Raw genomic sequence first — 26,030 nt, forward strand, 5'->3', positions numbered from 1 at the left:
GTCAGCGGTCGAGCACCAGCCTCGGGCACCCCGGCGCGGCCCGCGAGATGCAGATCAGCATCGTCGCGCCGGCCTCCTGCTCGGATGGGGTAAGAATCGAGTCCCGGTGCTCGGCGCGCCCGGCGAGCACCGCCGTCTCACAGGTGCCGCAGGTACCGGTCCGGCAGGACGAGACCGCCGGGGCCCCGGCCCGCTCGGCGGCGTCCAGGACCGTCTCCTCGGCACCGACCTCCACGACGGTCCCTGTCCGGGCGAACTCGACCTCGAACGGGGTGTCCGGTGCGGTGCGCCGCACCGGTTTCGGCGCGAACCGCTCCAGCCGCAGCGAGTCCTTCGGCCAGTGTGCGGTGTGCTCCTCGACCGCCTGCAGCAGCGACTCGGGACCGCACGCGTAGACCAGGGTGGAGTCCCGGACCTCGTCGAGCAGGCCGGGCAGGTCGATCTGCCCGGACTCGTCCTGCGGGACCAGCGTGACCCGGTTGCGGTGCCGGTCCAGCTCGTCGAGGAAGGCCATCGACGACCGGGTGCGGCCGCCGTAGACGAGCTCCCACCCGGCCCCGGCGTGCTGGGCCTCCCGGATCATGGCCAGGATCGGAGTGATCCCGATGCCCCCGGCGACGAACAGGTAGCGCGCTGCCGGGGCGAGCCGGAAGTTGTTGCGTGGCCAGGACACCGTCACCCGGGAGCCGGGGCGCAGGGCGTCGTGCACGGCCGCGGACCCGCCCCGCCCGGCGGGCTCGCGCAGCACCCCGATCCGGTAGCCGGTGCGGTCCCGCGGGTCCGCGGACACCGAGTACTGGCGCACCAGCGGCGCGTGCTCCCCGGCGGGGACATGCACGTCGACGTGCGCCCCGGCCTTCCAGGGCGGCAGCTCCCGGCCGTCCGGGTGGCGCAGGGTCAGGGCCACGACACCGTCCGAGGCCTCGGTGCGGTCGGCGACCACTAGCTCGAGGGTGCGCACGGTGCGCTCCCGGGAGCGCGCGACGTCGGCCACGTCCCAGTGCACCTGCAGCGAGCGGCGCACCGGCAGCAGGACCATCCGCAGGAAGTCGAGCTCCTCGACGTCGTCCGGGCGCAGCGAGGGCAGCCGCTCGAAGAGCACCCGCAACCCGGTAGCTCCCTGTACGCGGGCCAGCGGATTGCCCAGGCAGGTGTGCCGGCCCGCGGTGAACGCCAGGTGATCGGTGGGGTCCGGGCGGTGGATGTCGAACGCGAACGGCCGCTCGACGTGCGCCGGGTCGGTGTTGGCCGAGGCCAGCGCGACCCAGATCATGTCGCCTTCGGCGATCCGCACACCGGACAGCTCGACGTCGCGGGTCGCCCGCCGGGAGGTGAACGTCGACGACGGCCGGCGCCGCACCGTCTCCTCGAAGACCCGGGGCCACAGCTCGGGCTCGGCCAGCGCGTCCTGCAACGCCTCCGGGTGCCCGGCCAGGAAGAGCACGGCGTTGGTCATCGCCTGCGCGGTGGTGTCGGTCCCCGCGGCCGCGAACTCGGAGACGTGCAGCGCGATCTGCGGGGTGGGCAGCGCGTACGAGCCGTCGTCGCGGCGGGCGGAGGCCATCACCGAGATTACGTCGTCGGCGTCGGACTCCCGGCGGTCGTCGATGATCTCGCGCAGCACCAGGTTGGCCTGTACGAACCGGTCCCACACCTCGGAACGCCGCGGCTCGGGCAGCGGCTCGTGCGCGGACGAGAGCACCGCGAACAGGTCGTCGCGCAGCTGCCGGATCAGGTCCTCGTACTCGTGGCCCAGCCCGAGCAACGCCATGATCGTCTGGGTGGTCAGCTCCAGCGAGTACTGCTCGAGCAGGTTCGCGGCGCCGTCGTTCTCGAACCGGTCGATGATCCGGTGGGCGCGTGCCTCGATCTCCGGCTGGAGCCGGTCCATGCGCTCCCGGACGAAGCCGCGCTGGGCCACCGAGCGCGCCTCGGTGTGGCCGGGCGGGTCCTGGCCGACGATCATCTTCGCCACCAGGTCCGGCGGGTAGATCTCGCGGTACCGCTCGGGGACGTCCGCGGCGGAGTTGGCCGCCGAGGAGTAGGTCCGCCAGTCCGAGAGCACCTCCAGGCAGTCCGCGCGCCGGGTGACGATCCAGGCGCCCAGGTGCGGGTACCAGAACACCGGGGTCTCGTCCCGGACCCGGGCCAGGTGGCCGGCGGGATCGCGGTAGTAGTCGTCGCCCAGGGCGTCGAAGCCGTGTGCGACCGGGCAGCCGGTCACCGGTGCGGGGGCGTGGCGCAGTTCGGTCATGAGTGGGTCTCCGATCCGGCCCCGCCGACGACGGCCGAGGCGGCGATCGAGGAGAGCTTCTGGAAGCGGGCCACGTTGTCGCCCTCGTCCATCACCCCCGACGACAGGAAGCAGAACGACACGTCGGACACCGGGTCGACCCACAGCAACGACGAGCCCGCGCCGTAGGAACCGAAGGTGCGCGGGGAGACGAACGGGCCGAAGAAGCGGGCGTGTGTGCCGGTGCCGGCCAGCGCCAGGCCCAGCCCCATGTTCCCCGGCGGGAGGTCCCACCTCCGGGCGGCGGCGACCATGGCGTAGAGGTCGTTGATCTCGTCGCCGGTCTGGTTGGTGGTGGCCACGTCGAGCACCGACTCGCCGATCAGCTGCTCGCCGGCGGAGGTGCGGCCCCGGCGGCGCAGCATCTCGGTGAAGGCGAAGACGTCGTCGATCGTGGACACCGCGCCCACCCAGGGCAGCTCGGCGTCCGGGCGGTCGATGACGTCGTTGAGGCATTCGATGTCCGCGGGCTCGAGCCACGATCCGTCGGCGGTGATGACCTTCAGCGGCACCGCCCGGTCCTGCCATTCGGCGGGCATGCCGAAGCGGCTGTGCGTCATGCCGACCGGGGCGAAGACCTTGTCCTGCACCAGGTCGCGGAACGACGTGGCGCCGTGGGCGCGGCGGGCCATCTCGCCGAGCAGCGCGTGGTTGATCGCGGCGGAGTAGTTGAGGTTCGTGCCGGGTTCGTGCACGACGTCGACACCGCCGAGCGCCTCGACGACGTCGGCGAGGACGGCGAAGCCCTCCGGGCCCAGCCCAGGGTTGGGGGTGGCCGGCATGCCGGCGCGGTGCGTGAGCAGGTGTGCGACGTTGATCCGGTCCTTGCGCGCGGCGCGGAACCGCTCGGTTCCCAGGAACTCCGGGATGAGGTCGACGACGCGGGTGGAGAGCATCAGCCGGCCCTCGCTCAGCGCGCGGAAGACCAGTGCGTTGGTGAAGCCCTTGGACATCGACAGGATGCGGTAGACGTCGTCGCGCCGGGTCGGACGGCCGGTGCCTGCCTCGGCGAGCCCGTAGCTGCCGCGCAGGGCGACCCGGCCGTGCCGGGCGACGACGAGGTTCGCGCCGTGGTAATCACCGCGCTCGATATCGGCGCGGACGGTCTCGTCGAGGATCTCCAGGAAGCGGCGTTCGAGGCCCGGAACGTCGGTGACGGTGCCGGTGTGCTGCACGGGTGGTCTCCGTTCGGGGTGTCGTCGCGGGGGTCAGAGCATCAGTGCGCCGCCGGAGGGCGACAGCGTCTGGCCGGTGTAGTGCCCGGCGACGTCGGAGGCGAGGAACCGGACGGTCTGCCCGATCTCCTCCGGCTCGGCCACCCGCTTGAGCGGCTGCAGGGAGAGGAGCGCCTGGACGTGCTCGTCGCCGGAGGCGGTGAGCAGCGGCGTCCGGACGCCGGCCGGGGCCAGCGCGTTGACCCGGATCCCGAACGGCGCCAGCTCGGCTGCCACGGCCTTGGTCAGCCCGACCACCGCGGCCTTGGACGCCGGGTAGTAGGCCGGCATCGGCAGGCCGATGAGTCCGGCCACCGAGGCGAAGTTGATGATCGAGCCGCCGCCGGCCGCCTTCAGCAGCTCGACCGCCGCCCGCATCGTGTAGAAGGTGCCGTTCAGGTTGATCGCGACGACGCGGTCGAAGTCCTCGTCGGTGATGCCGGAGAGGAACTCGGGGTGGTAGGTCTCCCCGGACCGGGCGGCCTCGACCATCCGCGTGTTGATCCCGTCCACCCAGGACTGCTTCTCGGCGTTCGGTGTGGCGACACCGGCCGCGTTCACCAGCACGTCCAGCCCGCCGTGATCCGCGCCGACCCGGGCCAGGACCCGGTCGACGGCGGCGGAGTCGGAGACGTCGGCCGCGACGGCGTGTACCCGCTCCCGGCCGGCGAGTTCGCGGTCGAGGTCGGGCTGCCGCAGGTCGACCCCGTAGACGGTGGCACCGGCGTCGTGGAGCGCCTTCGTGGCGGCCAGGCCCATGCCCGACGCCGCCCCGGTGACGACCGCGATCCGTCCGTCGAGTTCCACGTTGACTCCCCTCGCCGTAGCCGGCGTCCCGGCCGGGACGCCGCGGGCGAGCCTAACCAGAAAACTTGACACCTGTCTATTTTTCAGGCGGAGTCAGTTCCCGGCGCCCCCTGTCGAGAAGGACGGGGTGCTCGTGTCCCCGGCGGTCGCGGAGCCGGTGGCAGTGCCGGGCGTCGTGCCGGTGCCGCCCGGGGTGAAGGACGGGGTCGTCGGCGGTGCCGTTGCCGTTGCCGTCTCCGCGGCGACCTCCGGGGTCTCGACGGCCTGCACCGTGGACCCGTCCAGCGTGAAGGTGCCGCCGGCCCAGTCCCAGGTCCAGGTCTGGTCGCCGGTCGGTCCGGTGTCCTCGGTGTCGGTGCCCTCGAAGACCCGCATGCCGGTGGTCAGCGTGCCGTCCCCCAGCGTGAACGACGACGGGGCGAACTCGGGGGTCGACGTGCTGCCGGTCGGCGGAGCCGGGACGGGCAGCTCGGTCCGGAGGGTGCCGGTGTCGTCGAGCAGCTGCACCGACTGCTGCACGGCGTCGCCGGTGCCGCACTCCAGCAGCACGGCGGTCTCGTCCCGGCCGTCCCCGTCGACGTCGGCGGTGGAGGTGGCGAGGAGCTCGACCGGGCTGCCGCCGGTGGTGCTGCCTCGGCCGCCGGTCAGCGTCGCGGCGCCGCACGGCACGGTGTAGCTGCCGGACTCCGGGTCGAACGGCGCGGCCGGGGTGTCGCCCGAGCCGGGCGTCCCGGAGCCGACGCTCCCGGAGTCGACGCTCCCGGTGCCGGGGGTATCGGAGTCGCCGGCCTCGGCGTCCGGGCCGTCGGTACCGGGCGCCTCGGTGCCCGGCTCACCGGTGACCGGGGACTGTCCGGGGGCGGTGCCGCCGGCCGCCGGCGCGTCGCCGTCGCGGTCGCCGTGCGAGGTCGCGGGGCGGGAGAACGGGCGGTGCTCCCGCGGGTCGACCAGCGTGTAGTCGTGGATCTCGATGCTGCTGCTGACGACCACCGAGATGTCGGTCTCCGAGAACGACACCCAGGTCGGTCCGGTGTAGACGATTCCCGGGTAGAGGGTGGGCGCGGTGGCGAGCGGGTTGCCGCAGGCGCAGCGGACGACCGGAGTGCCCCAGCGGTCCACGAACACCGCGGTGCCGGCCTGCAGCACCGATGGGAACGCCGTGGCGGCCCCGTCCGCGTAGCCGTGGTTGGTGACCAGCGTGTCGGCACGCAGCACGACCGGGGTCAGCCCGGAGACGTAGGAGTCGATCTGGGAGACCCGCAGGCCCAGCGCGCCCGCCCACGCGGACGCCTTGGCCGGGTCGTCGCGCAGGTAGCCGGTCAGCATCGCGTCGTCGCAGGTGGCGTCGCTGCGGGTCCCGCCGTAGAGGCCCGCGGTGTCACCGGAGAACCGGCCACCGGCACCGGCCGGGGCGACGACCCCTGCCGCGTCGTCCCCGACGGCCGGCATGAACGGGTTCGAGCCCGCGGTCTGCACCGGCTCCCGGACGACCCGGGCCGAGGCCGGCCCGGCGAGCGTGACCAGCAACGCCCCGGCCACGGCCAGCGCCAGCACGGCGGCGACCAGGACGATCGCCCAGTTCGGGACGCGGCGACGGCGGGCCGCCGGCCAGGGGTGGCGGTGGTGCATCGGTCGGGTCATGTCCGGCTCCGGTCTGCGGTGAGGGTCGGGTGGCGGTGCTGCGGTCGGCACCGCAGCCGGACCGGCGGGTGCACCGGTCGGGCGCTCGGGGTTTCGCAGTCGGAGTAATAAGCGTTAACCCCTCTAGTCGAAATTGAGGAGCAGCTCCGATGGCATAGATTCGGGGGTGCCGCAACGATGCCGTCTCCGGAGGTGCGATGAGCTCGCCACCCAGCACAGCAACGACCGACACCGAACGGGTCGCCGAGGCCACCCGCGCGGTGGTCGCCGCCCACGACCCCCGCGCCGTGCCCCGCGAGGAGCTCTTCGGCGCCCTCTACGACGCGGGCCTGGCCTGGGTGCACCATCCGGAGGGCCTCGGCGGCCTCGGGCTGTCCCGGGGGCTGCAGGCGGTCGTCGACGGGATCGTCACCGACGCCGGTGGCCCGCGGATGTTCGCGATCAACCCGATCGGCTACGGGATGGGTGCGCCCACCGTCGTCGAGTACGCCGGTGACCGGGACCTCGCCGCGGCCTGGCTGCGGCCGATGGCCACCTGCGAGGAGATCTGGTGCCAGCTGTTCAGCGAGCCGGGCGCCGGGTCCGACGTCGCCGGGCTCGCCACCTCCGCGGTCCGTGACGGCGACGAGTGGGTGCTCAACGGGCAGAAGGTCTGGACCACCCTGGCGCACCTGGCGCGGTGGGGGATGGTCGTCGCCCGCACCGACCCGGACCAGCCCAAGCACCGGGGCCTGAGCTACTTCGTGATCGACATGGACCAGCCCGGCGTGGACGTGCGCCCGCTGCGGCAGATCACAGGGCAGGCCGAGTTCAACGAGGTCTACCTGAACGACGCCCGGGTCCCCGACGCGTACCGGCTCGGTGAGGTCGGCGCGGGCTGGCGGGTCGCGATCACCACCCTGATGAACGAGCGCACCGCGATCGGCGGGGTCACCGGCCGGCGGGGGAGCGGGGTGATCGCCGAGGCGGTCGGGCTCTGGCAGGCCCATCCGGAGCGACACACCCCGGTGCTGCGCGACCGGCTGGCCCGGCTGTGGACCCGGGCCGAGACACACCGGCTGACCCTGGCCCGCGCCCGGCGGACCGCGACTGTCGGCCAGCCAGGCCCCGAGGGATCGGTGTCCAAACTGGTCGGCGCGGAGCTGAACCAGGAGGTCTACGAGTTCTGCATGGACCTTCTCGGCCCGGAGGCGCTGCTCTACGACGACTACACGATGGACCGATCGCGGGTGCACGCCGATCCGGAGTCGACGGTGCAGCAGCGGTTCCTGCGCTCCCGGGCGAACACGATCGAGGGTGGCACCTCCGAGGTCATGCGCAACATCCTCGGCGAGCGGGTGCTCGGCCTGCCCGGCGAACCGCGGTCCGATTCGGACCGCCCGTGGAAGGAGGTTCCCCGTGGCTGAGGCGAACGGGGCCGGACCGCAGGAGTTCGACGTCACCGACGAGCAGCGGGAGTTGCGGGCCGGACTGCGCCGGTTCGCCGAGCGGGTGCACGTCGAGGCCGCCGTGCGGGCCGCGGCAGAGTCCGGCGAGGGCTTCGACCGGGCTTCCTGGTCGCGCCTCGGCGGGGAGCTGGGCGCGCTGGCGCTGGCCGTCCCCGAGGACCTCGGCGGCGCCGGGGGCAGCTGCGTGGACCAGGCGATCGCGGCCGAGGAGCTCGGCGCGGCGCTGGCCACCGGGCCGTTGCTGGGCACCGTGGGCCTGGCCGTGCCGGCGCTGGTGGTGGCGCCGGCGTCGGCGGAACGGGACGCGTTGCTCGCCGGGCTGTCCGAGGGCACCCGCACGGCCGCGCTGGTCACACCGCTGTTCGCCCCCTACGACGCGGCGACCGCGGCCGCCGTGACGGCCGAGTCCGGGCGGCTCACAGGCACGGTCGATCAGGTCCCGGACGCCGGGGCCGCGGACGTCCTGCTGGTCGCCGCGGCCGGCCCGGACGGCCCCGTGCTCGCCCTGGCCGACCCGGGTGCCGCCGGGGTGACGGTCGAGCCGCGCGGCTCGCTGGACCTCACCCGCCGGGTCGCCCGGGTGCGACTGGACGGGGTGGCCGGAACCGTGCTGGCCACCGGCGACGACGCCGACCGGGCCCTGCGGCACGCGTTCCGCACGGCCGGCGCGCTGCTCGCCGCCGAGCAGGTCGGGATCGCGCAGCACCTGCTGGACCGGACCGTCGCGTACGCGAAGGAGCGGTTGCAGTTCGGCCGCCCGATCGGTTCGTTCCAGGCGGTCAAGCACCGGTGCGCGGACATGCTCGTCGGGGTCGAGCACGCCCGGTCCGCCGCGCTGCACGCGGCCTGGGCGGTCGGGTTCGGGGTGGACGACCCGGACCTGGCGGTCTCGATCGCGCAGGCCACCTGCTCGGAGGTGTGCTACCGGGTCGCCGCGGAGACGATCCAGCTGCACGGCGGGATCGGTTTCACCTGGGAGCACCCGGCGCACCTGTACTACAAGCGCGCGATCGCCGACGCCGCACTGCTCGGCTCGGCCGAGGTGCACCGGGAGCGGATCTCCGCCGCGGTGCTGGACACCCTCGACGAGGTGCCGGCCCCGAAGGTGGCCACCGGCTGAACATCTGACGTGCCGGGCGCACCCCGGTGATCGCTCATCGGGCGGTGGATGCGGCCACGACTGGCCGGGTCCGCCGCCCGATCGTCGATCACCGGGGTGCCGACGGCCCTGGGCCCGGGCTCACCCGGGGTGCAGCCCGGGTTCCCGGTCCGGCACGGTGAACGACGCCGCGGTGCGCACCGGCGCACCCGGCTCGGTGACCCGCTCGACGGTGCGGAAGTCCGCCCGCAGCAGTCCCGGTTCGAACCGGGCGAGCAGGTACCCGCGCCGGTCGGCACGGAACCGGATGTGCGGGTCGTCCCCGCCGCCGCCGTCCCCGCCGCCGTCGTCCTCGGAGGTGTCGCTGCCGTCGCCGCCGGAGGTGACCGACGTGGTCACCAGCTCGGTGCCCACGATCCGCCCGTCCGGCTCGCCGGGGTCGGCCGGGAGCTCGTTCGCGTAGTGTTCGTGCTCGTCGCCGGTGAGCACGACGGCGTTGCGCACCCCGGCGTCCGTCCAGCCGCGGACGACCCGGTCCCGGGAGTCCGGGTGGGCGTCCCAGGTCTGGCGCTTGCCGCCGTCCGAGCGCGGCGCGAAGAACACCTGCTGGCCGAGCACGTCCCAGCCGGCGGTGGAGTCGCGGAACCCGTCGAGCAGCCAGCGCTCCTGCGCCGCGCCGGTGATCGAGCCGCCGGGCTTGCGGTACTGGCGGGTGTCGAGCATGTGGAACGTCGCCAGCGAGCCCCACCCGATACGGCGGTAGAGCAGCATGTCGATGCCGCGCGGCACGGATGCCCGGCGCAGCGGCATGTGCTCCCAGTACGCCTTGAACGCCGCGGCCCGCCGCCGGGGAGCGATCTTCCCCTCGGCACCGGCCCAGTTGTTGACCAGCTCGTGGTCGTCCCAGACGACCAGCCAGGGCGCGACGGCGTGCGCGGCCCGCAGGTCAGGGTCGGTGCGCTGGTGGGCGTGCCGGCGCCGGTAGCCGGCCAGGTCCTCCGGTTCCGGGCCGCCCGGGTCGCGGACGCCGTCGCCGTCGTTCTCGTAGAGGTAGTCGCCCAGGTGCAGCACGAGCTCCGGGGCGTCGGCGGCCAGCGCGCGGTAGGCGGTGAAGTGCCCGCTGCCGTAGTTCGCGCAGGACGCGACGGCGACGGTGAGTGCCGGCACCGCCGCGCACGGCGCAGGCGCGGTCCGGGTGCGGGCGGGCGGCGACAGGTGCCCGCCGGCCCGGAACCGGTAGTGGTACTCGCGACCGGGTGCGAGCCCGGTGAGCTCGACATGCACGCTGTGCGCGTCCTGGGGCGCCGCGGTCGCGGTGCCGCGTTGCACGACCCGGGCGAACCGGTCGTCCTCGGCGACCTCCCAGTCGACCTCGACCGGACGCGGCGGCATCCCGCCGTCCTGGCTCGACGGGTCCGGGGCCAGCCGGGTCCAGAGCACCATCCCGTCGGGTGCCGGGTCACCGGAGGCGACACCCAGCCCGAAGGGGTCGGCGAACCGGTCGGCCGCCGGGCGTGGGCCCGCCGCCGCGGTTCCAGGGACGAGCGCGGTGAGCGCGCCGGCGGCGCCGAGCGCCAGTGCGGCGCGGCGCGGCATCGTCGGCACGGTCGCCATCCTCCCGGCGCGGTCCTGGTGCGGCGCGGGACTTCCGGCGCGGTGGGTCATCGCCAGATGATCGCGCCTACCGGCCGCGGGCGGCGCCGTACGCGCCGGAACCGGGCGAGCCCGGTCGAGTGAGATCGGTGTGATGTACACCACATTCACTCTGAAGTGAACCGGTTCACACCCTGCCACGAACAACCAGGTGTGAAAGGTCTCACTACACGCAGACGGGTCGGGATGCCTCCGGCGCCGCGGGCGAGCGAACTGTCCGGATCCGAGCGGCACTCGAAAAACAGGCCGCATTGCGGGAGGGTCGGTAATACGGTCACGGTAACGCTGCCGTAGTGGTGTCCGATCTGTTCCAGCGAGAGCTGCCGCAGGCGACAGCAAGATCCGGTTTGCAGTGGGGGGACTGTTCGTGAGTGCGACGACGTCGCGAACACCGGCATCCGCGGAAACTGTCGCGGAGATCGAGTTCTGCGCGATCCTGTCCGAATTGGTGGGGCGACCGGTCGGGCCGGATGATCATTTCTTCGGTGACGCCGGAGCGGATTCGATGGTGCTCGCCCGGTTCTGCGCGCGGGTGCGCAAGCGTGACGATCTGCCGCGGGTCGCGATGCCCGACGTCTACGCCCACCCGACCCCGGCCGGCCTGGCCTCGGCCCTGGCCCCGGCCGGCGCCGTCCCGGCAGGCCCGGCCACGGGTGTCGGGACACCGGCCGCGGTCCCGGTCCGGACCGGGACGACGGCCGCCTACGTGCTCTGCGGCGCCGCCCAGTTCGCCACCTTCGTGGTCTTCACCCTGGGCTACGGCGCCCTGCTGGGCGAGGCCTACCTCTGGATCGCCCGCGGCGCGACCCTGGTCGAGCTGTACCTGCGGGCGCTGGCCGCGGTGTCGGTCGCCTTCGCGGTGTTCGCGGTGGTGCCGGTGCTCGCCAAGTGGCTGCTGGTCGGGCGCTGGACCGAGCGGGAGATCCCGCTCTGGGGGCCGGCCTACTTCCGGTTCTGGCTGGCCAGGACGCTGGTGCGGACCAACCCGCTGATGCTGGTGGCTCCCGGGTCGCCGCTGCTGCCGCTGTACTTGCGGGCGCTCGGCGCGAAGATCGGCCCGGGCGTGGTGTTGCTGTCCCGCACCGTTCCGGCCTGCCCCGACCTGCTGACGATCGGGGCCCGCAGCACGGTGCGCAAGGACGCGCTGGTGCCCTGTTACCGGGCCGAGCCGGGCCGGCTGCGCCTCGGCCGGGTCACGATCGGCTCGGACGTCGTGATCGGCGAGGCAACGGTCGTCGACATCGACACCGTGATCGGCGACGGCGGCCGGCTGGCGCACTCGTCGTCGTTGCACGAGGGGCAGCGCATCCCGGCCGGCGGCACCTGGTGGGGTACGCCGGCCCGGGTCGGCGGCAGCGCCGCCGGGATGCCCGGTGACGCGTACTGCGGCCCGGTCCGGCGGATCGCCTACGGGCTCGGTCAGCTGCTGATGCTGGTCGGCGTCTGGCTGCCGCTGGGTGCCGGGGTGATCGACTCGGTGCTGACCCGGGTGCCCACGCTGGAGACGGTGCTCGGCAGCGGTACCGCCGAGCTCGGCGCTGCGGCGCTGTACCTGGAGCTGCTCGTCACGACCGGCGTCCTGATGCTGGGCGGGCTGCTGGTCGGGTTCCTGACGGCGGCCGGGATGTCCCGGCTGCTCGCGCTCGGGCTGACCGAGGGCCGTACCTATCCGCTGTACGGACGGCACTACACGCTGCATCGGATGATCCTGAGAATGACCAACATCAAGATTTTCACGTACCTGCTCGGTGACAGTTCGTACATCGTCGGTTACCTGCGGTCCATCGGCCACGATCTGCGACGGGTTCCGCAGACCGGCACGAACTTCGGAACCGCCGTCAAACACGAGACGCCGTTCGCCAGTTCGATCGGGACCGGAACGATGGTCGCGGACGGGCTCTCCATCATAAATGCGGACTATTCGGACACCGCGTTTCGGATCACCCGGACCCGGATCGGGTCGAACAGCTTCTTCGGGAACCGGATCGCCTACCCGGCGGACTCGCGGGTCGGCGACGACTGCCTGCTGGCGACCAAGACCCTGGTGCCCACCGACGGCCCGGTCCGCAGCGGCGTCGGGCTGCTGGGATCGCCGCCGTTCGAGATCCCGCGGACGGTGTCCCGGGACACCGCGTGGGGGCACCTGCACTCCGGGCTGGACCTGCACCAGCGGCTGCGCGGCAAGGGCCGCTACAACCGCCGCACCATCGGGGTGGCGCTGCTCGTGCGCTGGGGAGCGCTGTTCGGGATCACCCTGCTCACGGTGGCGCTCGCGGACGTCCTGGTCCCGCTCGGCCCGGTCGCGGTCGGCATCCACCTGCTGGTGTCGCTGGTGTTCACCATGATCTACACCGTCGTGGTCGAGCGACTGGCCACGCTGGGACGCCCGCTGCGGCCCCGCCTCTGCTCGGTCTACGACCCGTACTTCTGGTGGCACGAGCGCTACTGGAAGCTCGTCGTCTCGGGCTGGGAGATCATGCTGGCCGGGACCCCGTTCAAGAACCTGGTCTCCCGCGCGCTCGGGGTCCGGATCGGCCGGCGCGTCTTCGACGACGGCTGCGGCATGACCGAACGCACCCTGGTGACCATCGGCGACGACGCCGTCCTCAACGCGGGCTCGACGATCCAGTGCCACTCCCAGGAGGACGGCACGTTCAAGTCCGACCACGCGATCCTCGGCTCCGGCGTCTGCCTCGAGGTCGGTGCCTTCGTGCACTACGGCGTCCGGATCGACGACGCGGCCCGGATCGGGTGCGACGCCTTCCTGATGAAGGGCGCGGAGGCGCCCGCCGGCTCGTTCTGGGCCGGGAACCCGGCCTGCGAGACCGAGCATCCCGCCGCACCCCCGGCCGCCGTCCCCGCGACCGCCGTATCCGCGGCCCCGGTACCAGCGACCCCCGTTCCCGCGAAGGGAGAGCCCGTCCGATGACCGGCACGGCCACCACCCCCGACCTCGGCGCCCGGCGCGCCCACTGGACCCGCGTGCTGCAGACCGGCGGCGCGACAGCGACCCCCCGGTGGGCGGCCGGCACCGGCCGCGGAACCGGACTGCACGAGGCCGCGCTGCCCCACGGGGCGGTCGACTCCGTCGCCGCCGCGCTCGGGGTGGACCCGGGCGCCGTGCTGCTCGCGGCGCACGGCGCGGTCCTGGCCGCGCTCTCCGGCGACACCGGCGTGACCGCGGGTCTCGTGGTCACCGCCGATGGTCCGCCGCTGCCGGTCCCGCTGCACACCGGCGGTACCTGGGCCGACCTGATCCACGACGCGGCGTCCGCGCTGGACGGCGTCCGGGCGTACGGTGCCCCCGACCTCCCGGCGCTGGCCGCCGAGCTCGGCCTGCCGCTGCCGGAGTTCGGCACCGTGTTCGACCCGGACGGGGCCCCCGGTGCGCCCGACGACGAGGTGGCGCTGCGGCTCGGCGTGGCGGACGGCCGGCTGCTGCTGCGGTTCCGCCGGGACACCCTGGACCCGTCCGCGACGGCCCGGATCGCCGGTTACCACGCCACCGCGCTCACCCTCGCCGCCGCCGACCCGGACGCCGGGGTGACGGCGTCCGCCCTGGTCGGCGCCGAGGAGCGGGCCTTCCAGCTGGGGGAGCTGGCCGGTCGCCCGCGCGTGCTGCCGGACCGCAGGGTGCCCGACCTGCTGGCCGAGCGGGCCCGATCGGCCCCGGACGAGGTCGTCGCCGAGCGGGCCGGGGCGGTGCTCACCCGGGCCGGGCTGGACGCCAGGGCCAACCGGGTGGCCCGCACCCTGCTCGAGGGCGGCCTGCAGCCCGAGGACGTCGTCGCGGTCGTCACCGAGCGGACCCTGGACTGGCTGGTCGCGGTGCTCGCCGTCCTCCGGGCGGGCGGTGCGTACCTGCCGGTCGAGCCGCACTTCCCGGCCGGGCGGATCAGCACCACGCTGACCAGGGCCGGGTGCCGGTGGGTCCTGACCGAGGACGGCGCCCGGGAGAACCTGGACGCCGCCGACCTGCCCGGGACGAGCGTCCTGACCGTCGCCGACGCTGTCACCCGGAGCACCGACGAGTCCGATCCGGACGTCGACATCGGTCCGGAGCGACTGGCCTACCTGTACTTCACCTCGGGTTCGACCGGCGAGCCCAAGGGTGCGATGTGCGAGCACGCCGGGATGCTCAACCACCTGCTGGCCAAGATCGAGGATCTCGGGCTGGCGGAGGGTTGCGTGGTCGCCCAGACCGCGCCGCAATGTTTCGACATCTCGCTATGGCAGCTGGTCGCTGGGCCGCTGGTCGGCGGCCGCACCGTGCTCGTCGAGCAGGAGGCGATCCTGGACGTGGCCCGGTTGGTCGGGACGCTGGCCGAGCGCGGCGTGCAGGTGGCGCAGCTGGTGCCGTCCTATCTGGAGGTGCTGCTGACCTACCTGGAGGCGCACCCGACCGCGTTGCCGGACCTGCGGATCGTGTCGGCCACCGGGGAGGCGCTGAAGCGGGAGCTGGTGCAACGCTGGTTCGCCACCATGCCGCACGTCCCGCTGGTCAACGCCTACGGGCTGACCGAGACCTCGGACGACACCAACCACGCGGTGCTGCGCGAGGTGCCCGATGGCGACCGGGTCCCGCTCGGCCGGCCCGTGCCGGGGGTCCGGGTCTACGTCGTCGACGCCGACCTGGCACCGGTCCCGCTGGGCGCCCCGGGCGAGATCGTGTTCTCCGGTGTGTGCGTGGGCCGGGGCTACGTCAACGACCCGGACCGCACCGCGGCCGCGTTCGGCGCCGACCCGCACCGGCCCGGCGAGCGGCTCTACCGCAGCGGCGACCACGGGCGCTGGCGCCCGGACGGGCAGCTGGAGTTCCTCGGCCGCCGGGACACCCAGGTCAAGATCCGGGGCTTCCGGATCGAGATCGGGGAGATCGAGAACGCGCTGCTGCGGGTGCCCGGGATCCGGGACGCCGCCGTCGTCGTCGCCGATCTGCCGGGTGGCCCGCAGCTGGTCGCGTTCCAGGCCGGCGACGGTCCGGCCGCCGAGACGGTCCGGGCCGAGCTGGCAGGCTCGCTGCCCGCCTACATGGTCCCGTCCGCGGTGCACCGGCTCGACCCGTTGCCGGTGACGCCGAACGGCAAGATCGACCGAAGGGCGCTCGCCGTGCTCGCGGCCGATGCACCGGCCCCTGCCCCGGCGCCGGTGGCCGGGACCGGCCCGCGCACCCCTGCCGAGGAGCGGGTGCTCGGCGCCGTCGCGCGGGTGCTGGACCTGCCCGCGGACGCGGTGTCGGTGGAGGACCACTTCGGAGACCTCGGCGGCAACTCGCTGTCCGCGGTGAAGCTGGTGATCGCGCTGGACCGGGCGGTGACGATCAAGGACGTCCTCGAGCACCCGGTCCTCACCGATCTCGCCGGGTTGCTCCCGGCCGACCTGAACGGACACATCAGAGGGGGAGAATCATGACCGGAGCACTGACCGGAGTGCGCCTGCACCCCGGACGGCCACCGCTTCTCGACGCCGGACCGTCCGGTGACGCCACCGGGTGGGCCGAGCGGCACGGGGACGCCCTGCGCGACCTGGTCGACGAGCACGGCAAGGTCCTGGTTCGGGGGCTGGGACTGCGCAGCGTCGCCGACGTCGACGCCGTCGCGACCCGGCTCGGATCGGGCAGCTACGCCGAGCGGGAGCCGTTCGCGCCGCGAACGGTGCTCTCCGACGGCGTCTACGCGGACACGCCGTGGCCGGCGAACCAGGTGATGTGCGCCCACCACGAGCTGTCCTACGTCGCCGAGACGCCGGCGACGCTGCTGTTCGCCTGCCTGAGCCCGCCGGACTCCGGCGGCGCCACCGGGCTGGCCGACTCGGCCCGGGTGCTCGCCGCGCTGCCCGCGGAGCTGGTCACCCGGTTCGAGCGCGAGGGCTGGTGGCTGACCCGCACCTACGGTGACGGGATCGGCGCGTCCTGGGAGCAGGCGTTCGGCAGCACCGACCCCGCCGAGGTCGAGTGGTACTGCCGGGCCAACGCGATCTCCCACGAGTGGCTCGACGGCGGCGGGCTGCGCACCCACCAGCACCGCTACGCCGTGCTGGTGCACCCGGGCACCGGGGAGAAGGTCTGGTTCAACCAGGTCGCGTTCCTCTCCGAGTGGGCGATGGACCCGGAGGTGCGGGAGTTCCTGCTGGAGCTGCACGGCCCGGACGGGCTGCCCTTCAGCACCCGCTTCGGCGACGGCTCGCCGATCCCGGCCGACGTCGTCGAGGAGATCAACGCCGCGCACGACGCGCACACCGTGCGCGAGCCCTGGCAGGCCGGTGACCTGCTGATCGTCGACAACCTGCGGGTCGCGCACGGCCGGGACCCCTACACCGGGCCGCGGGAGGTCGTCGTCGCCATGACCGACGGTGTCGCCCTGCCGGTCCCGGGAGGGCAGCAATGAGCGAGCTCACCGTGCCGCCGTTCTCGGTGGTCCCCGGCGCCCAGGTGCAGCGGGCACTGGCCGGGCGGGAGAAGGAGATCGTCGAGCTGATCGAGGAGACCTATCGGGTGCACGGCGCGGGTGCGACGGTGAACCCGCCGTCGTACTTCCTGCGGTTCCCGGACCGGCCGGCGTCGCGGATCATCGCGCTGCCCGCCTCGCTCGGTGGTGGATCCGGTGTGGACGGTCTGAAGTGGATATCCAGCTTCCCCGCGAACATCGAGCACGGCGTCCCGCGGGCCTCGGCGGTACTGATCCTGAACGACCCGGCGACCGGGTACCCGTACGCCTGCCTGGAGAGCTCGATCATCTCGGCGACCCGCACCGCGGCGTCGGCCGCCGCGGCCGCGGACCGGCTCTCCCGGGAGCGCGGCCGACCGCGCCGGGTCGGTTTCATCGGTACCGGGCTGATCGCGCGCTACATCCACACGTTCCTCGACGGCACCGGCTGGAGCTTCGACGAGGTCGGCGTGCACGACCTGTCCGCGGACTCCGCGGCCGGGTTCCGCGGGCACGTCGAGCGGACCGTCGCTGGGGCCCGGGTCACGCTGCACGACTCGGCGGAGGCACTGGTCCGCAACAGTGACCTGCTGGTGTTCGCGACCGTGGCGGGCAGCCCGCACGTGCACGACCCGGCCTGGTTCGCCCATCACCCGCTGGTGCTCAACGTCTCGCTGCGCGACCTGTCGCCGGAGATCGTGCTGGACTCGGTGAACGTCCTCGACGACGTCGAGCACTGCCTCAAGGCCGACACGTCGCCGCACCTGGCCGAGCAGCGCACCGGCAACCGGGACTTCGTCGACGGCACGCTCGACCAGGTCATCGCCGGCACGCTCCGGGTCCCGTCCGACCGGACCGTCGTGTTCTCCCCGTTCGGACTCGGCGTGCTCGACCTCGCGGTCGGACGCTTCGTGCACGAGCAGGTCGCGCGTTCGGGAGAGCTCCACGTGATCGACGACTTCTTTCACGAGCTCAGCCGGCATGGCTGAGTCCCACCGCAGCTCTGAGTCCCGCCGCAGCTCTGAGTCCCACCACAGCTCTGTCGGAGGTCAACGATGACCGTCATCTCCGCGCCCGACCAGTTCAACACCGACGACCTCTACGTCGACCTCGCCCGGGTCGTCGGACACCCGCTGTTCCTCAAGTGCGAGGGCTTCAACTTCGCCGGCTCGGTGAAGCTGAAGGCCGCCAAGGGCATGGTCGACGCCGCCGAGCGGGACGGCCGGCTGCACCCGTGGTCGGTGCTGGTCGAGTCCTCGTCGGGCAACCTCGGCGTCGCGCTCGCGATGATCGCGGCCAGCCGCGGCTACCGGTTCATCTGCGTCACCGACCCGCGGTGCAACACGACCACGCACCGGCTGATGGAGGCGCTCGGCGCCGACGTCCGGGTGGTGGACAGCCCGGACGCGGCGGGCGGCTACCTCGCGACCCGGATCGGCTACGTCCGCGCGCTGGTCGCGACCGACGACCGCTACCTGTGGCTCAACCAGTACGTGAACCCGGAGAACTGGCGCTCGCACGTGAGCACCACCGGCCCGCAGATCGAGGCCGCGTTCCCGGCCATCGACGTGCTGTTCGTCGGCGCCGGGACCACCGGGACACTGATGGGTTGTGCGCGCTACTTCCGGCAGCGGCCACGACCGGTGCGGGTGGTCGCGGTGGACAGCGCAGGCTCGGTGACCTTCGGCGACGCGCCGACCCCGCGGCTGATCCCGGGGCTGGGCACCAGCGTGCGGCCTGCCCTGCTCGACGAGTCCCTGGTCGACGACGTCGTGCACGTCGCCGAGCCGAGCACGCTCGAGGCCTGCCACCTGCTCGCGCGGCGCGGGTTCCTGCTCGGCGGCTCGACCGGCACCGTCGTCGCCGGGGCGACCGCCTGGCTGTCCCGGCACGGCGACGACGACACCGTCGCGGTGGCACTCGCGCCGGACCTGGGGGAGCGGTACCTGGACACGGTGTACCGGCCCGCCTGGCTGGAGGAGCACTTCGGCGACCGGCTCGCGGCGGGCGCGCTCGCGAATCCGGGGGTCGACGACCGGCTCGCCGCGGTCGGCGGGATCCCGCTGCCCTCGCAGCCCGGGATGCCGGCCCCGGCCGACGGCCCCGTCCTCGACCGTCCGATCCCGGTGGGGCGGTTCTGATGACCGGCTCGAGGGTCAGCCGGGTCCGGGCGCCGCTGGTGCCGCCGCCTCCTTCCGATACCGACCCGGCGACCGAGGCGGGCCCGGTCCGGGACCAGGCGTCCGGCCCCGGGCGGCGGCCGAGCCCGTTCCCGCGGTCGCAGGCGGGCTCCGGCGACCGGACCCGCGACAGCTCCGAGGACGCGGGATCGGCCCCGGCCGTGTCCCGGACCGCCGGACCGGGCTCGGGTGCGATGCCCGGTCGGCGAGCCGGTGCGGATGCCGGAGCGGACGACGGGCGGTCGGCGGCCGGGACCGGAACCGGTGCCGGGGACGCGGAGGTCCTGGACGGCCCGACCCACCGGCTCCGCCGGCACACCCTGCGGACACCCGCGCCCCTCGCCGTCCCGTCCTCCACGTTGGACGACGGGGTCGGGCCGCCGGCCCCACCCGGTCGACCGCAGCCGGGTGCGGAAGGGTCGGACCGCGGCTCGTCGAATATGTCCACATCGGAGGGCAAGGTGGAGGCGTCCGGTCCGGACGGGTCCACACGCGAGGTCTCCACGCGCGACGCCTCCACACGCCACCGCTCCGCCCGGGGCGGATCGGCGAACGGCATGGCCGCGTCCGACCGAGCCGGACAGCGCGCGGCCGGGTCCAGCGAGGGTGCACGACCCGGCACCGGGGCGCACGCGAACGGGCACGCCGCTGCGACGGCACCGCCACAGTCCGGTCCGCGATCGGCCACCGCGCGGCCGGCGACCCCGTCGGCGTCGGCTCCGCGGCCGTCCGCGCCATCCGCGGCCGGGGCGGCACCGGCGGACGGTCCCGGCCGGAGCGTCTCGGCCCTGCGGCTGCCGCTGACCGGCCTCCCGGGGTCACCCGGCCGGCCGGTGCTCGCCCCGGTCGGCCCAGCCGTCCCGGATGCCCCGGACCCGGCCGCCCCGGACTCCGAGCAGCCGCTCGACGCCGCCGGGCCGCCGGGTGGGACCCCGTCCCGGGGTGGGCCGCTGCGTGAGTGCCGGGCCGTGCTCGGCAGGCGCAGGCGGCCGGTCGCGCTGCTCGCGCTGGCCGCGGCCGGGACCGCCGCCGGCCTCGCGCTCCTCGTACCGCCCCCGGTGACCGCCGGGACGTCGGTCCAGGTCGGGTCGGTCGGCACGGCCGACCCGGGCCCGGCCACCGCCCGCGCGCTGGCCGCCGCCACGAGCGCCGCCTTCACCGACCGGGTCGCGGAGCTGTCCGGGAGCACCCCGGACGAGGTCGCCGACCGGCTGACGGTGTCGTCGCCGGCACCGGGAGTGGTCGACGTCCGGGCCGGGGCGGGATCGGCCGACCCGACCGGCACCGCGCTGGCCGCCGACGCGGTGACCACGCTCGGTGAGCGGCTCGGTGCGCTGGATGCGGCCGTCACGGCCGCCGGTACCGACCCGTTGTGGGCCGAGCTCGGCAACCGCGCTGCAGGCGACCCCCCGTCGGAGGGCAGCACGAACGACGGCACCAGCGGCACCGGCGGCGGTAGCGCGAACGGCACGGCCGGCGACCCGCTGGCCGACGAGCTCGGCCGCGCACTGGCCGACCGCACCGGCCTGGTCACGGTCGTCGTTCCCGGACCGGAGCCGGTCGCCGAGCGCACCGTCCCGCTCGGCTGGTGGGTCGCCGGTGCCGCGGGGCTGGCCGGCCTGGCGGTCCCGCTGCTGGTCGCGACCTGCGTCCCGGCGCTGCGGCGGTCCCGGCGACTGCTGCCCGAGGCGGGCCCCGCCGCCGCGATCACCGCACACACCGGGCTGCCCGTGGTCGAGCCGGGCTGGGCGCCGAACGCCGTCCCGCTGCTCGCCGACACCTACCGGGCCCGGCTGCGGGACCTGCCGACGATCACCGTCGTGCAGCTGACCCCGGAACCGGCCTGCGACGTCGCCGGTGAGCTGGTGAAGGCGGCCGTGCTGGTCGGGGACCGGCCGGCGTACCGGGACCTGACCCCGGGGGCGCCGCCGGCCGGGGAGGTCACGGGCGAACCGGTCGTCCGGGCGCTGCGGGTTCCGCGCCTGGCGCACGAGGACCTGCGCCTGCTGCGGGACGGCGGCCCGACCGTGCTGGCCGTGCAGACGGCGGGGACCACCGCCCGCGACGTCGCCACGGTCGCTGCGGCCTTGCGCGCGGTCGGCGCCGACCCGGTCCTGTGCCTGGTGTGGCCCGGGCGGATGCCGCGCGACCCCGCCCGGGTCCCACTCCCCACCGACGCCCGGATCGGCCCGGCTGCCTCGTGACCCGCTACGCGGTGGTCGGCCTCGGGGTGCTCGGGGGCGCGACCCTGCTCGCGCTGGCCAGGGCCGGCGTCGAGTGCATCGGATTCGACGCCGGCCGGGTCGGCCACCCGCACGGGGCGTCCGGCGGCGGCGAGACCCGGATCTTCCGCACGGCCGTCGCGGACGCTCCGGCGTACCGGTTGCTGCTCGACCGCAGCCGGGAGTGCTGGACCGACCTCGACGGGTCGCACGCCACGCCCGCCCGGCCGGTGTTCCGGCCGTGCGGGGCACTGACCGTCGGACCGCCCGGTGACCCGCGGGTACGCGCGGTCGCGGGCTCCGGCCGTTCGGCCGTGCTCGGTCCGGAGGCGGCCGGTGAACGCTGGCCGGCCCACCGCGTGGCACCGGACGAGGTCGCGGTCCTGGACCCGGGCGGCGGGCTGCTGCACGCGGCGTCCGCCACCCGCGCCCTCGTCGCCGAGGCCCGCCGGCTCGGCGCGCAGGTCCGGGAGCGCTCGCCGGTGCTCGAGGTCGTCCGTACCGGCGGCCGGGTGATCGTGCGGAGCGGCGACGGCGACGACGTGCTGGACGGGATCGTCGTCGCGACCGGGCACTATCGGTTCCCGCCGGGGGCCGGCCCGGGCCCGGACGGCGTGGTGAACCGCCGGGTGGTGCTGACCTGGTTCCCGGTCCGCGACCCCGACCGGTTCTCGTCCGCGGCGTTCCCGCCCGGCGTCCGGCTGGGCGGGTCGGCGTTCACCTTCTTCCCGGCCGTCGACGGGCGGGCGATCAAGATCAACGTCCAGGTGTCGCAGCCGCGGACGGCCGGACCGGACGACCACCACCCGCCCGTGCGGCCGGACTACCCGGCGTCCTGGCCGGAGCAGCCGGCCGCCCGGATCGACGGGCTGGGTGCATGCCCGGTCCGGCAGGAGACCTACGTCGAGGGGTACACGCCCGGCGGGCGCGGCATCGTCGATCTGGTCGGCTCGGCGCCTCCGGTCGTCACGCTGGGTGGCTTCTCGGGGCAGGGCTTCAAGTACGCCCCGGCGGTCGGCGAGCTCGCCGCCGACCTGCTCCGGACCGGAGTTCCGGCCTCGACGGCGTTCGCCGGCGTCGCGGCCACGGCCGGCTGAGCGAGGCCGAGCACCCCGGCGCCCCGGCAGGCCGCGCCCTGTGTCCCGAGCAGCCGGCGCCCCGGGCCGCGAGGGGCACCTTCGGGGCCCGGTGGAGGTGAGGGCGCCCCTCGGGACATCGACGTGTCGCCCGGCGTGGCGGGCTGGTGGGGTGGTGGCCGGGTCACCCGTCGTGGCTCGCCCAGTACCTCTCCAGCTCCGGCCCGAGCTGCTCGGCCGCCTGCATGGGCAGGGAATGGGTGGTCTCCGGCCAGATCGTGACCGGGCCCGTGCCCAGCGCCCGGGCCCGGGCCGCGGCCGCGTCGCCACCGGCGAGGGAGGCGTCGCTCGCGATGTCGATCCGGACCGGCACCGAGAGCGACCGCCACTCGTCGTCGGTGAGGGTCCGCGGCACCTGGGTGACAGCGGCGTAGTGCCGGGATCCCTCGTCGATCATCACCGACATCGGTGTGCGTTCCCGCACCTCCTCGACCGTGACCCCGCCGATCTCGGCCAGCGCCCGGTCCTTCCACGACTGCGGCACGGGCAGGAACAGCAGCGCCGACCACAGGTACGTCGAGGCCGGGAGCCCGCGCAGCACCATGACCGGTTCGAGCAGCGTCACCGACGCCACCCGGCCGGGGTGGGCGAGCGCGTGGGTGGCCGCCATGGCTCCACCGAACGAGTGCCCGACCAGGTGCGCGCGGTCGAGGCCGAGGCCGGCGAGCGCATGCTCCACCCAGGTGGCCGTGTCGTCGAACGAGGTGAAGGGCGCCGACTGGGTCGAGAGCCCGGCGTCGCCGATCGCGTCCATGGCGTAGAGGGTGCGCCGGCCGCTCCAGTGGGTGAGGTTCTCGCCCCACATCGGTGCCCCGGAGCGGATCCCGGGCAGCAGCACGACCGGCGGTCCGGCTCCGGCCGCATCCGGGGCGGCCGCCCACTCGTACACGCGCACCGATCCATACCCGGTGGCGACGTCGTGCACCCGGGTCGGCGCCGGCAGGGTCGCCATCACCGCGTCGTAGGCGGCCCGGTAGGACGCGAACCCCTCCGCGCTGCGCCAGTGCCCCACCCCGGGCTCGGGCGCCACGACCGAGGCCGCCTTGTCGACCACCAGCCACGCCACCACCAGGGCGGCCAGGACCTTCAGTACGCGGCGGCGGGTCGACGTCCTGCTCATGGGGGCTCCGTAAATACAGTCGTACTGCTCCGTGGTGCCGAGAGTACACGGATGTCAATACGATCGTATTGATCGACGGGTAGGGTGACGGGCATGAGCAGTGCCGGACCCGACGACCGCCGGACCGCGATCGTCCACGCGGTCTGGCAGGTGATCGCCCAGAGCGGCATGGGTGCGGTGTCCATGCGCACCGTGGCGACGGCCGCCGGGGTCTCGGTAGGACGGATCCAGTACTGGTTCCCGAGCAAGGACGAGCTGCTCCGGGCCAGCCTGGAGACGATGCTCTCGACCGCCGCGGACCTCCACGCCGGCACCGCCGAGTGCGGCGACGACCGCGCGGCGCTGTGGGAGCTGATCGGGCACCCCATCTCCCGGGCGGAGCGGGCCCGTACCGGCGTGTCGGTGTTCCACCAGTACGTCGCCGCCGGCATCAACCACCCCGAGCTCGCCCGGATGCTGGGGGAGGCGAAGGACGCCGAGGAGGACGAGGCGGCCCGGCTGCTCTGCCGGATCGCCCCCGGCCTCGACGACCCCCGCGCCGCGGCGCGGTCGCTGATCGCCACCGCCGACGGTCTCGCCATGCGGGTCCTGATCGGCAGCCTCTCCGCCGCGGAGTCCGAGCGGACCCTGCGCGTCGAGGTCGAGCGCCGCACCGGGCCTCCCGGCCATGACGACGGGAACACGGACGGGAACAAACGGGCGTCGCGGCGCCGTTGACCCCTCACGTGCGGGGGAGCGAGCTGCTGTTGGTGCAACGCAGGGTGATCGACCTGTGCCGCCGGAGGAGCGCCGGCTGTCCGGGCTGACGACAGCCCGTCCCTCACCCGCACTCCCCGGAGGAGAACCTCCCGTGTCACTCGTCGTCCGTGCGGCGCGTGCGTGGCGTCGCCCGCGCGTGTTCGCCGTCCTCACCCTCGCCGGCCTGGTACTCGGCGCCCTGCTCGGCGTCGTCGCCCGGCTGACCGGCCAGGACTGGCTCGTGTCCACCCTGGACACCATCGGCAGCCTGTTCACCGGCCTGCTGCAGCTCACCGTCGTCCCGCTGGTCTTCCTGGCGATCGTGGTCGGCATCGTCAGCCTGCGCGGCCTCGGTGGCGGCCGGGTCGCCGCCCGCCTCGGCGGTCGCACCGTGGCCTGGTTCGCCGGTACCTCACTGATCGCGGTACTGATCGGGCTGGCGGTCGGCCTGATCGCCCGGCCCGGTGCCGGGGTGTCGCTCGCCGCCGACCCGGCCACCGTCGAGGCGATGGGGCAGCGGACCGCGGGATCCTGGAAGGCGCTGCTCACCGGGCTGGTCCCGGATAACCCGTTCTCCGCGTTCGCCGAGGACAACGTCCTGCAGGTGGTGCTGGTCGCGTTGCTGGTCGGGGCCGCCGCCTACGCGCTGGGAGAGACCGCGGAGCCGTTCGTCGCGTTCTCCCGGTCCGCCTTCGAGATCATCCTGAAGATCATCGGCTGGATCGTCGTGCTCGCCCCGATCGGCGTGCTCGGCCTGATCGGCAACGCCTTCGCCACCTACGGCAGCGGCTTCGTCGGGTCGCTGTTCGGTCTGATCGCGACCGTCTACCTGGGCTGCGCGCTGGTCCTGTTCGGGGTCTACCCGCTGCTGCTGCGGTTCGTCGCCGGGGTGCGCCCGCGGCGGTTCTTCGCGGTCACCTGGCCGGTGCTGCAGTTCGCGTTCGTGTCCCGCTCCTCGGGGGCGTCGCTGCCGCTGACCCGGCAGGCGGCGATCGACCTCGGCGTCGACCGCGACTACGCCGGCTTCGCGGTGCCGCTGGGCTCCACGACCAAGATGGACGGCTGCGCGGCCGTCTACCCGGCCCTGGCGACGATCTTCATCGCGAACCTCACCGGCTACCCGCTCGCGTTCTGGCAGTACCTGGCCATCGTCGCGGTGGCGGTGTTCGGCGCGCTGGCCACGGCCGGCACCACCGGCTGGTTCACCATGCTGACGCTGACCCTGGGCGTGATCGGGATGCCGCCCGAGCTGATCGCGGTCGGCATCGCGGTGATCTTCGGGATCGACCCGATCATGGACATGATGCGCACCGCGACGAACGTGGCCGGGCAGGTCACCGTGCCCACCGTCGTCGCGGCGCAGGAAGGGTTGCTCGACCGGGACGCCGGCGGGGAGGCCGACCGGGCCGAGCCCGAACCCGAGCCCGAGCCCGCCACCGCCGCGGCCGGTCCGCGGTCCTCCACGGGCTGAACCCGGCCGTCGAGGCGGGGCGCGGGCAGGCGAAGGGGCACTGCGACAGCACGATCGGTACTTGTGGCGCAGATCACCCGCTGGCTACCCTCGGGGTGGAGTGCAGGCCCCACCCACCACTTCAGGGGGCCAGATGGCCGAACTGGAACCACGCAACTTCCTCAAGCCGTGCCTGCTGTTGCTGCTGCGCGAGCACGACGACCACGGATACGGGCTCGTCGGGAGACTGCGGCCGCTGCACGACGGCGATGGTGATGCCGCCGGGGTGTACCGCGCACTTCGCGGGCTGGAGCGTGGCGGGCTGGTCCGCTCCGAGTGGCACGCGTCGGCGGTCGGCCCGGCGCGGCGCACCTACCACCTGACCGCGGCGGGGCGGGACCATCTCGACGGGCAGGCCCGGCACCTGGTCGACGTGCACGCCGCGTTGCAGGAGTTCCTGGAGCGGTACGCCGGCCCCGCGCACGGCAGCAGCGCGAACGGGAGCAGCGCGAACGGCAACGGGGAGGTGAGCCGTGCCCACCTCCCCGCCGGGGGGCGCCCCGCCGTCCCCGAACAGCGACGCTCCGGCCTCCGCTGAGCCCGC

General features: G+C 74.3%; 18 protein-coding genes. 12 read left to right on the forward strand and 6 right to left on the reverse strand.

All coding sequences use genetic code 11. From position 1 onward, the window contains the following. Position 1: 1 nt before the first annotated feature. The 4 genes from ACLFMI_RS00605 to ACLFMI_RS00620 form a co-directional block, all read right to left on the reverse strand. On the reverse strand, positions 2-2,254 hold the full coding sequence (locus ACLFMI_RS00605) for a cytochrome P450 (protein WP_410945696.1): 2,253 nt from the start codon (positions 2,252-2,254) through the stop codon (positions 2-4). Next, on the reverse strand, positions 2,251-3,468 hold the full coding sequence (locus ACLFMI_RS00610) for a serine hydrolase domain-containing protein (RefSeq protein WP_410945697.1): 1,218 nt from the start codon (positions 3,466-3,468) through the stop codon (positions 2,251-2,253). The genes ACLFMI_RS00605 and ACLFMI_RS00610 overlap by 4 nt, the downstream gene beginning before the upstream one ends. Positions 3,469-3,501: 33 nt before the next feature. Continuing rightward, complete coding sequence (locus ACLFMI_RS00615) at positions 3,502-4,314, reverse strand: SDR family NAD(P)-dependent oxidoreductase (RefSeq protein ID WP_410945698.1); 813 nt, start codon at positions 4,312-4,314, stop codon at positions 3,502-3,504. Between the two features lie 93 nt (positions 4,315-4,407). Then, entirely contained in the window at positions 4,408-5,955 is a 1,548-nt protein-coding gene (locus tag ACLFMI_RS00620) for a DUF6777 domain-containing protein (protein WP_410945699.1), read from the reverse strand. 197 nt (positions 5,956-6,152) lie between these two features. Between ACLFMI_RS00620 and ACLFMI_RS00625 the strand changes: the two genes are divergently transcribed. Continuing rightward, complete coding sequence (locus ACLFMI_RS00625; protein ID WP_410945700.1) at positions 6,153-7,361, forward strand: acyl-CoA dehydrogenase family protein; 1,209 nt, start codon at positions 6,153-6,155, stop codon at positions 7,359-7,361. Continuing rightward, positions 7,354-8,523: an acyl-CoA dehydrogenase family protein gene (locus tag ACLFMI_RS00630; protein WP_410945701.1), complete on the forward strand. Its 1,170-nt coding sequence runs from the start codon at positions 7,354-7,356 to the stop codon at positions 8,521-8,523. The genes ACLFMI_RS00625 and ACLFMI_RS00630 overlap by 8 nt, the downstream gene beginning before the upstream one ends. Positions 8,524-8,643: 120 nt before the next feature. On the opposite strand, the gene ACLFMI_RS00635 is transcribed toward ACLFMI_RS00630, so the two are convergent. After that, positions 8,644-10,167 carry an alkaline phosphatase D family protein gene (locus ACLFMI_RS00635; protein WP_410945702.1) on the reverse strand — a complete coding sequence of 508 codons (1,524 nt, stop codon included), beginning with the start codon at positions 10,165-10,167 and terminating at the stop codon, positions 8,644-8,646. Positions 10,168-10,522: 355 nt separating this feature from the next. Between ACLFMI_RS00635 and ACLFMI_RS00640 the strand changes: the two genes are divergently transcribed. The 7 genes from ACLFMI_RS00640 (at position 10,523) to ACLFMI_RS00670 (ending at position 22,079) form a co-directional block, all read left to right on the forward strand. Beyond that, positions 10,523-13,084, forward strand: a complete 2,562-nt coding sequence (locus tag ACLFMI_RS00640) for a Pls/PosA family non-ribosomal peptide synthetase (RefSeq protein WP_410945703.1) — start codon at positions 10,523-10,525, stop codon at positions 13,082-13,084. After that, complete coding sequence (locus ACLFMI_RS00645) at positions 13,081-15,567, forward strand: amino acid adenylation domain-containing protein (protein WP_410945704.1); 2,487 nt, start codon at positions 13,081-13,083, stop codon at positions 15,565-15,567. The genes ACLFMI_RS00640 and ACLFMI_RS00645 overlap by 4 nt, the downstream gene beginning before the upstream one ends. Continuing rightward, entirely contained in the window at positions 15,564-16,541 is a 978-nt protein-coding gene (locus ACLFMI_RS00650) for a TauD/TfdA family dioxygenase (protein ID WP_410945705.1), read from the forward strand. The genes ACLFMI_RS00645 and ACLFMI_RS00650 overlap by 4 nt, the downstream gene beginning before the upstream one ends. After that, positions 16,538-17,569, forward strand: coding sequence for a 2,3-diaminopropionate biosynthesis protein SbnB (gene sbnB, locus ACLFMI_RS00655; protein ID WP_410945706.1), 1,032 nt, complete (start codon positions 16,538-16,540; stop codon positions 17,567-17,569). Before ACLFMI_RS00650 ends, sbnB begins: the two co-directional genes overlap by 4 nt. Before the next feature lie 66 nt (positions 17,570-17,635). Then, complete coding sequence (gene sbnA, locus ACLFMI_RS00660) at positions 17,636-18,721, forward strand: 2,3-diaminopropionate biosynthesis protein SbnA (protein ID WP_410945707.1); 1,086 nt, start codon at positions 17,636-17,638, stop codon at positions 18,719-18,721. 872 nt (positions 18,722-19,593) lie between these two features. Continuing rightward, positions 19,594-20,964: a hypothetical protein gene (locus ACLFMI_RS00665; protein WP_410945708.1), complete on the forward strand. Its 1,371-nt coding sequence runs from the start codon at positions 19,594-19,596 to the stop codon at positions 20,962-20,964. Next, positions 20,961-22,079: an FAD-dependent oxidoreductase gene (locus ACLFMI_RS00670; RefSeq protein WP_410945709.1), complete on the forward strand. Its 1,119-nt coding sequence runs from the start codon at positions 20,961-20,963 to the stop codon at positions 22,077-22,079. Before ACLFMI_RS00665 ends, ACLFMI_RS00670 begins: the two co-directional genes overlap by 4 nt. Positions 22,080-22,242: 163 nt before the next feature. Here the strand turns inward: ACLFMI_RS00670 and ACLFMI_RS00675 are convergent, their stop codons facing one another. Further along, positions 22,243-23,238: an alpha/beta hydrolase gene (locus ACLFMI_RS00675; protein WP_410945710.1), complete on the reverse strand. Its 996-nt coding sequence runs from the start codon at positions 23,236-23,238 to the stop codon at positions 22,243-22,245. A 93-nt stretch (positions 23,239-23,331) separates the two neighbouring features. Between ACLFMI_RS00675 and ACLFMI_RS00680 the strand changes: the two genes are divergently transcribed. From ACLFMI_RS00680 to ACLFMI_RS00690, 3 genes are all read left to right on the forward strand, one after another. After that, entirely contained in the window at positions 23,332-23,955 is a 624-nt protein-coding gene (locus ACLFMI_RS00680; protein ID WP_410945711.1) for a TetR/AcrR family transcriptional regulator, read from the forward strand. A 133-nt stretch (positions 23,956-24,088) separates the two neighbouring features. Beyond that, positions 24,089-25,447: a dicarboxylate/amino acid:cation symporter gene (locus tag ACLFMI_RS00685; protein WP_410945712.1), complete on the forward strand. Its 1,359-nt coding sequence runs from the start codon at positions 24,089-24,091 to the stop codon at positions 25,445-25,447. Positions 25,448-25,580: 133 nt separating this feature from the next. Further along, positions 25,581-26,024, forward strand: coding sequence for a helix-turn-helix transcriptional regulator (locus tag ACLFMI_RS00690; RefSeq protein WP_410945713.1), 444 nt, complete (start codon positions 25,581-25,583; stop codon positions 26,022-26,024). Positions 26,025-26,030: the final 6 nt, after the last annotated feature.

This window comes from Pseudonocardia nantongensis, assembly GCF_046546495.1.
In the GTDB taxonomy this organism is placed as follows: Bacteria; Actinomycetota; Actinomycetes; order Mycobacteriales; family Pseudonocardiaceae; genus Pseudonocardia; species Pseudonocardia nantongensis.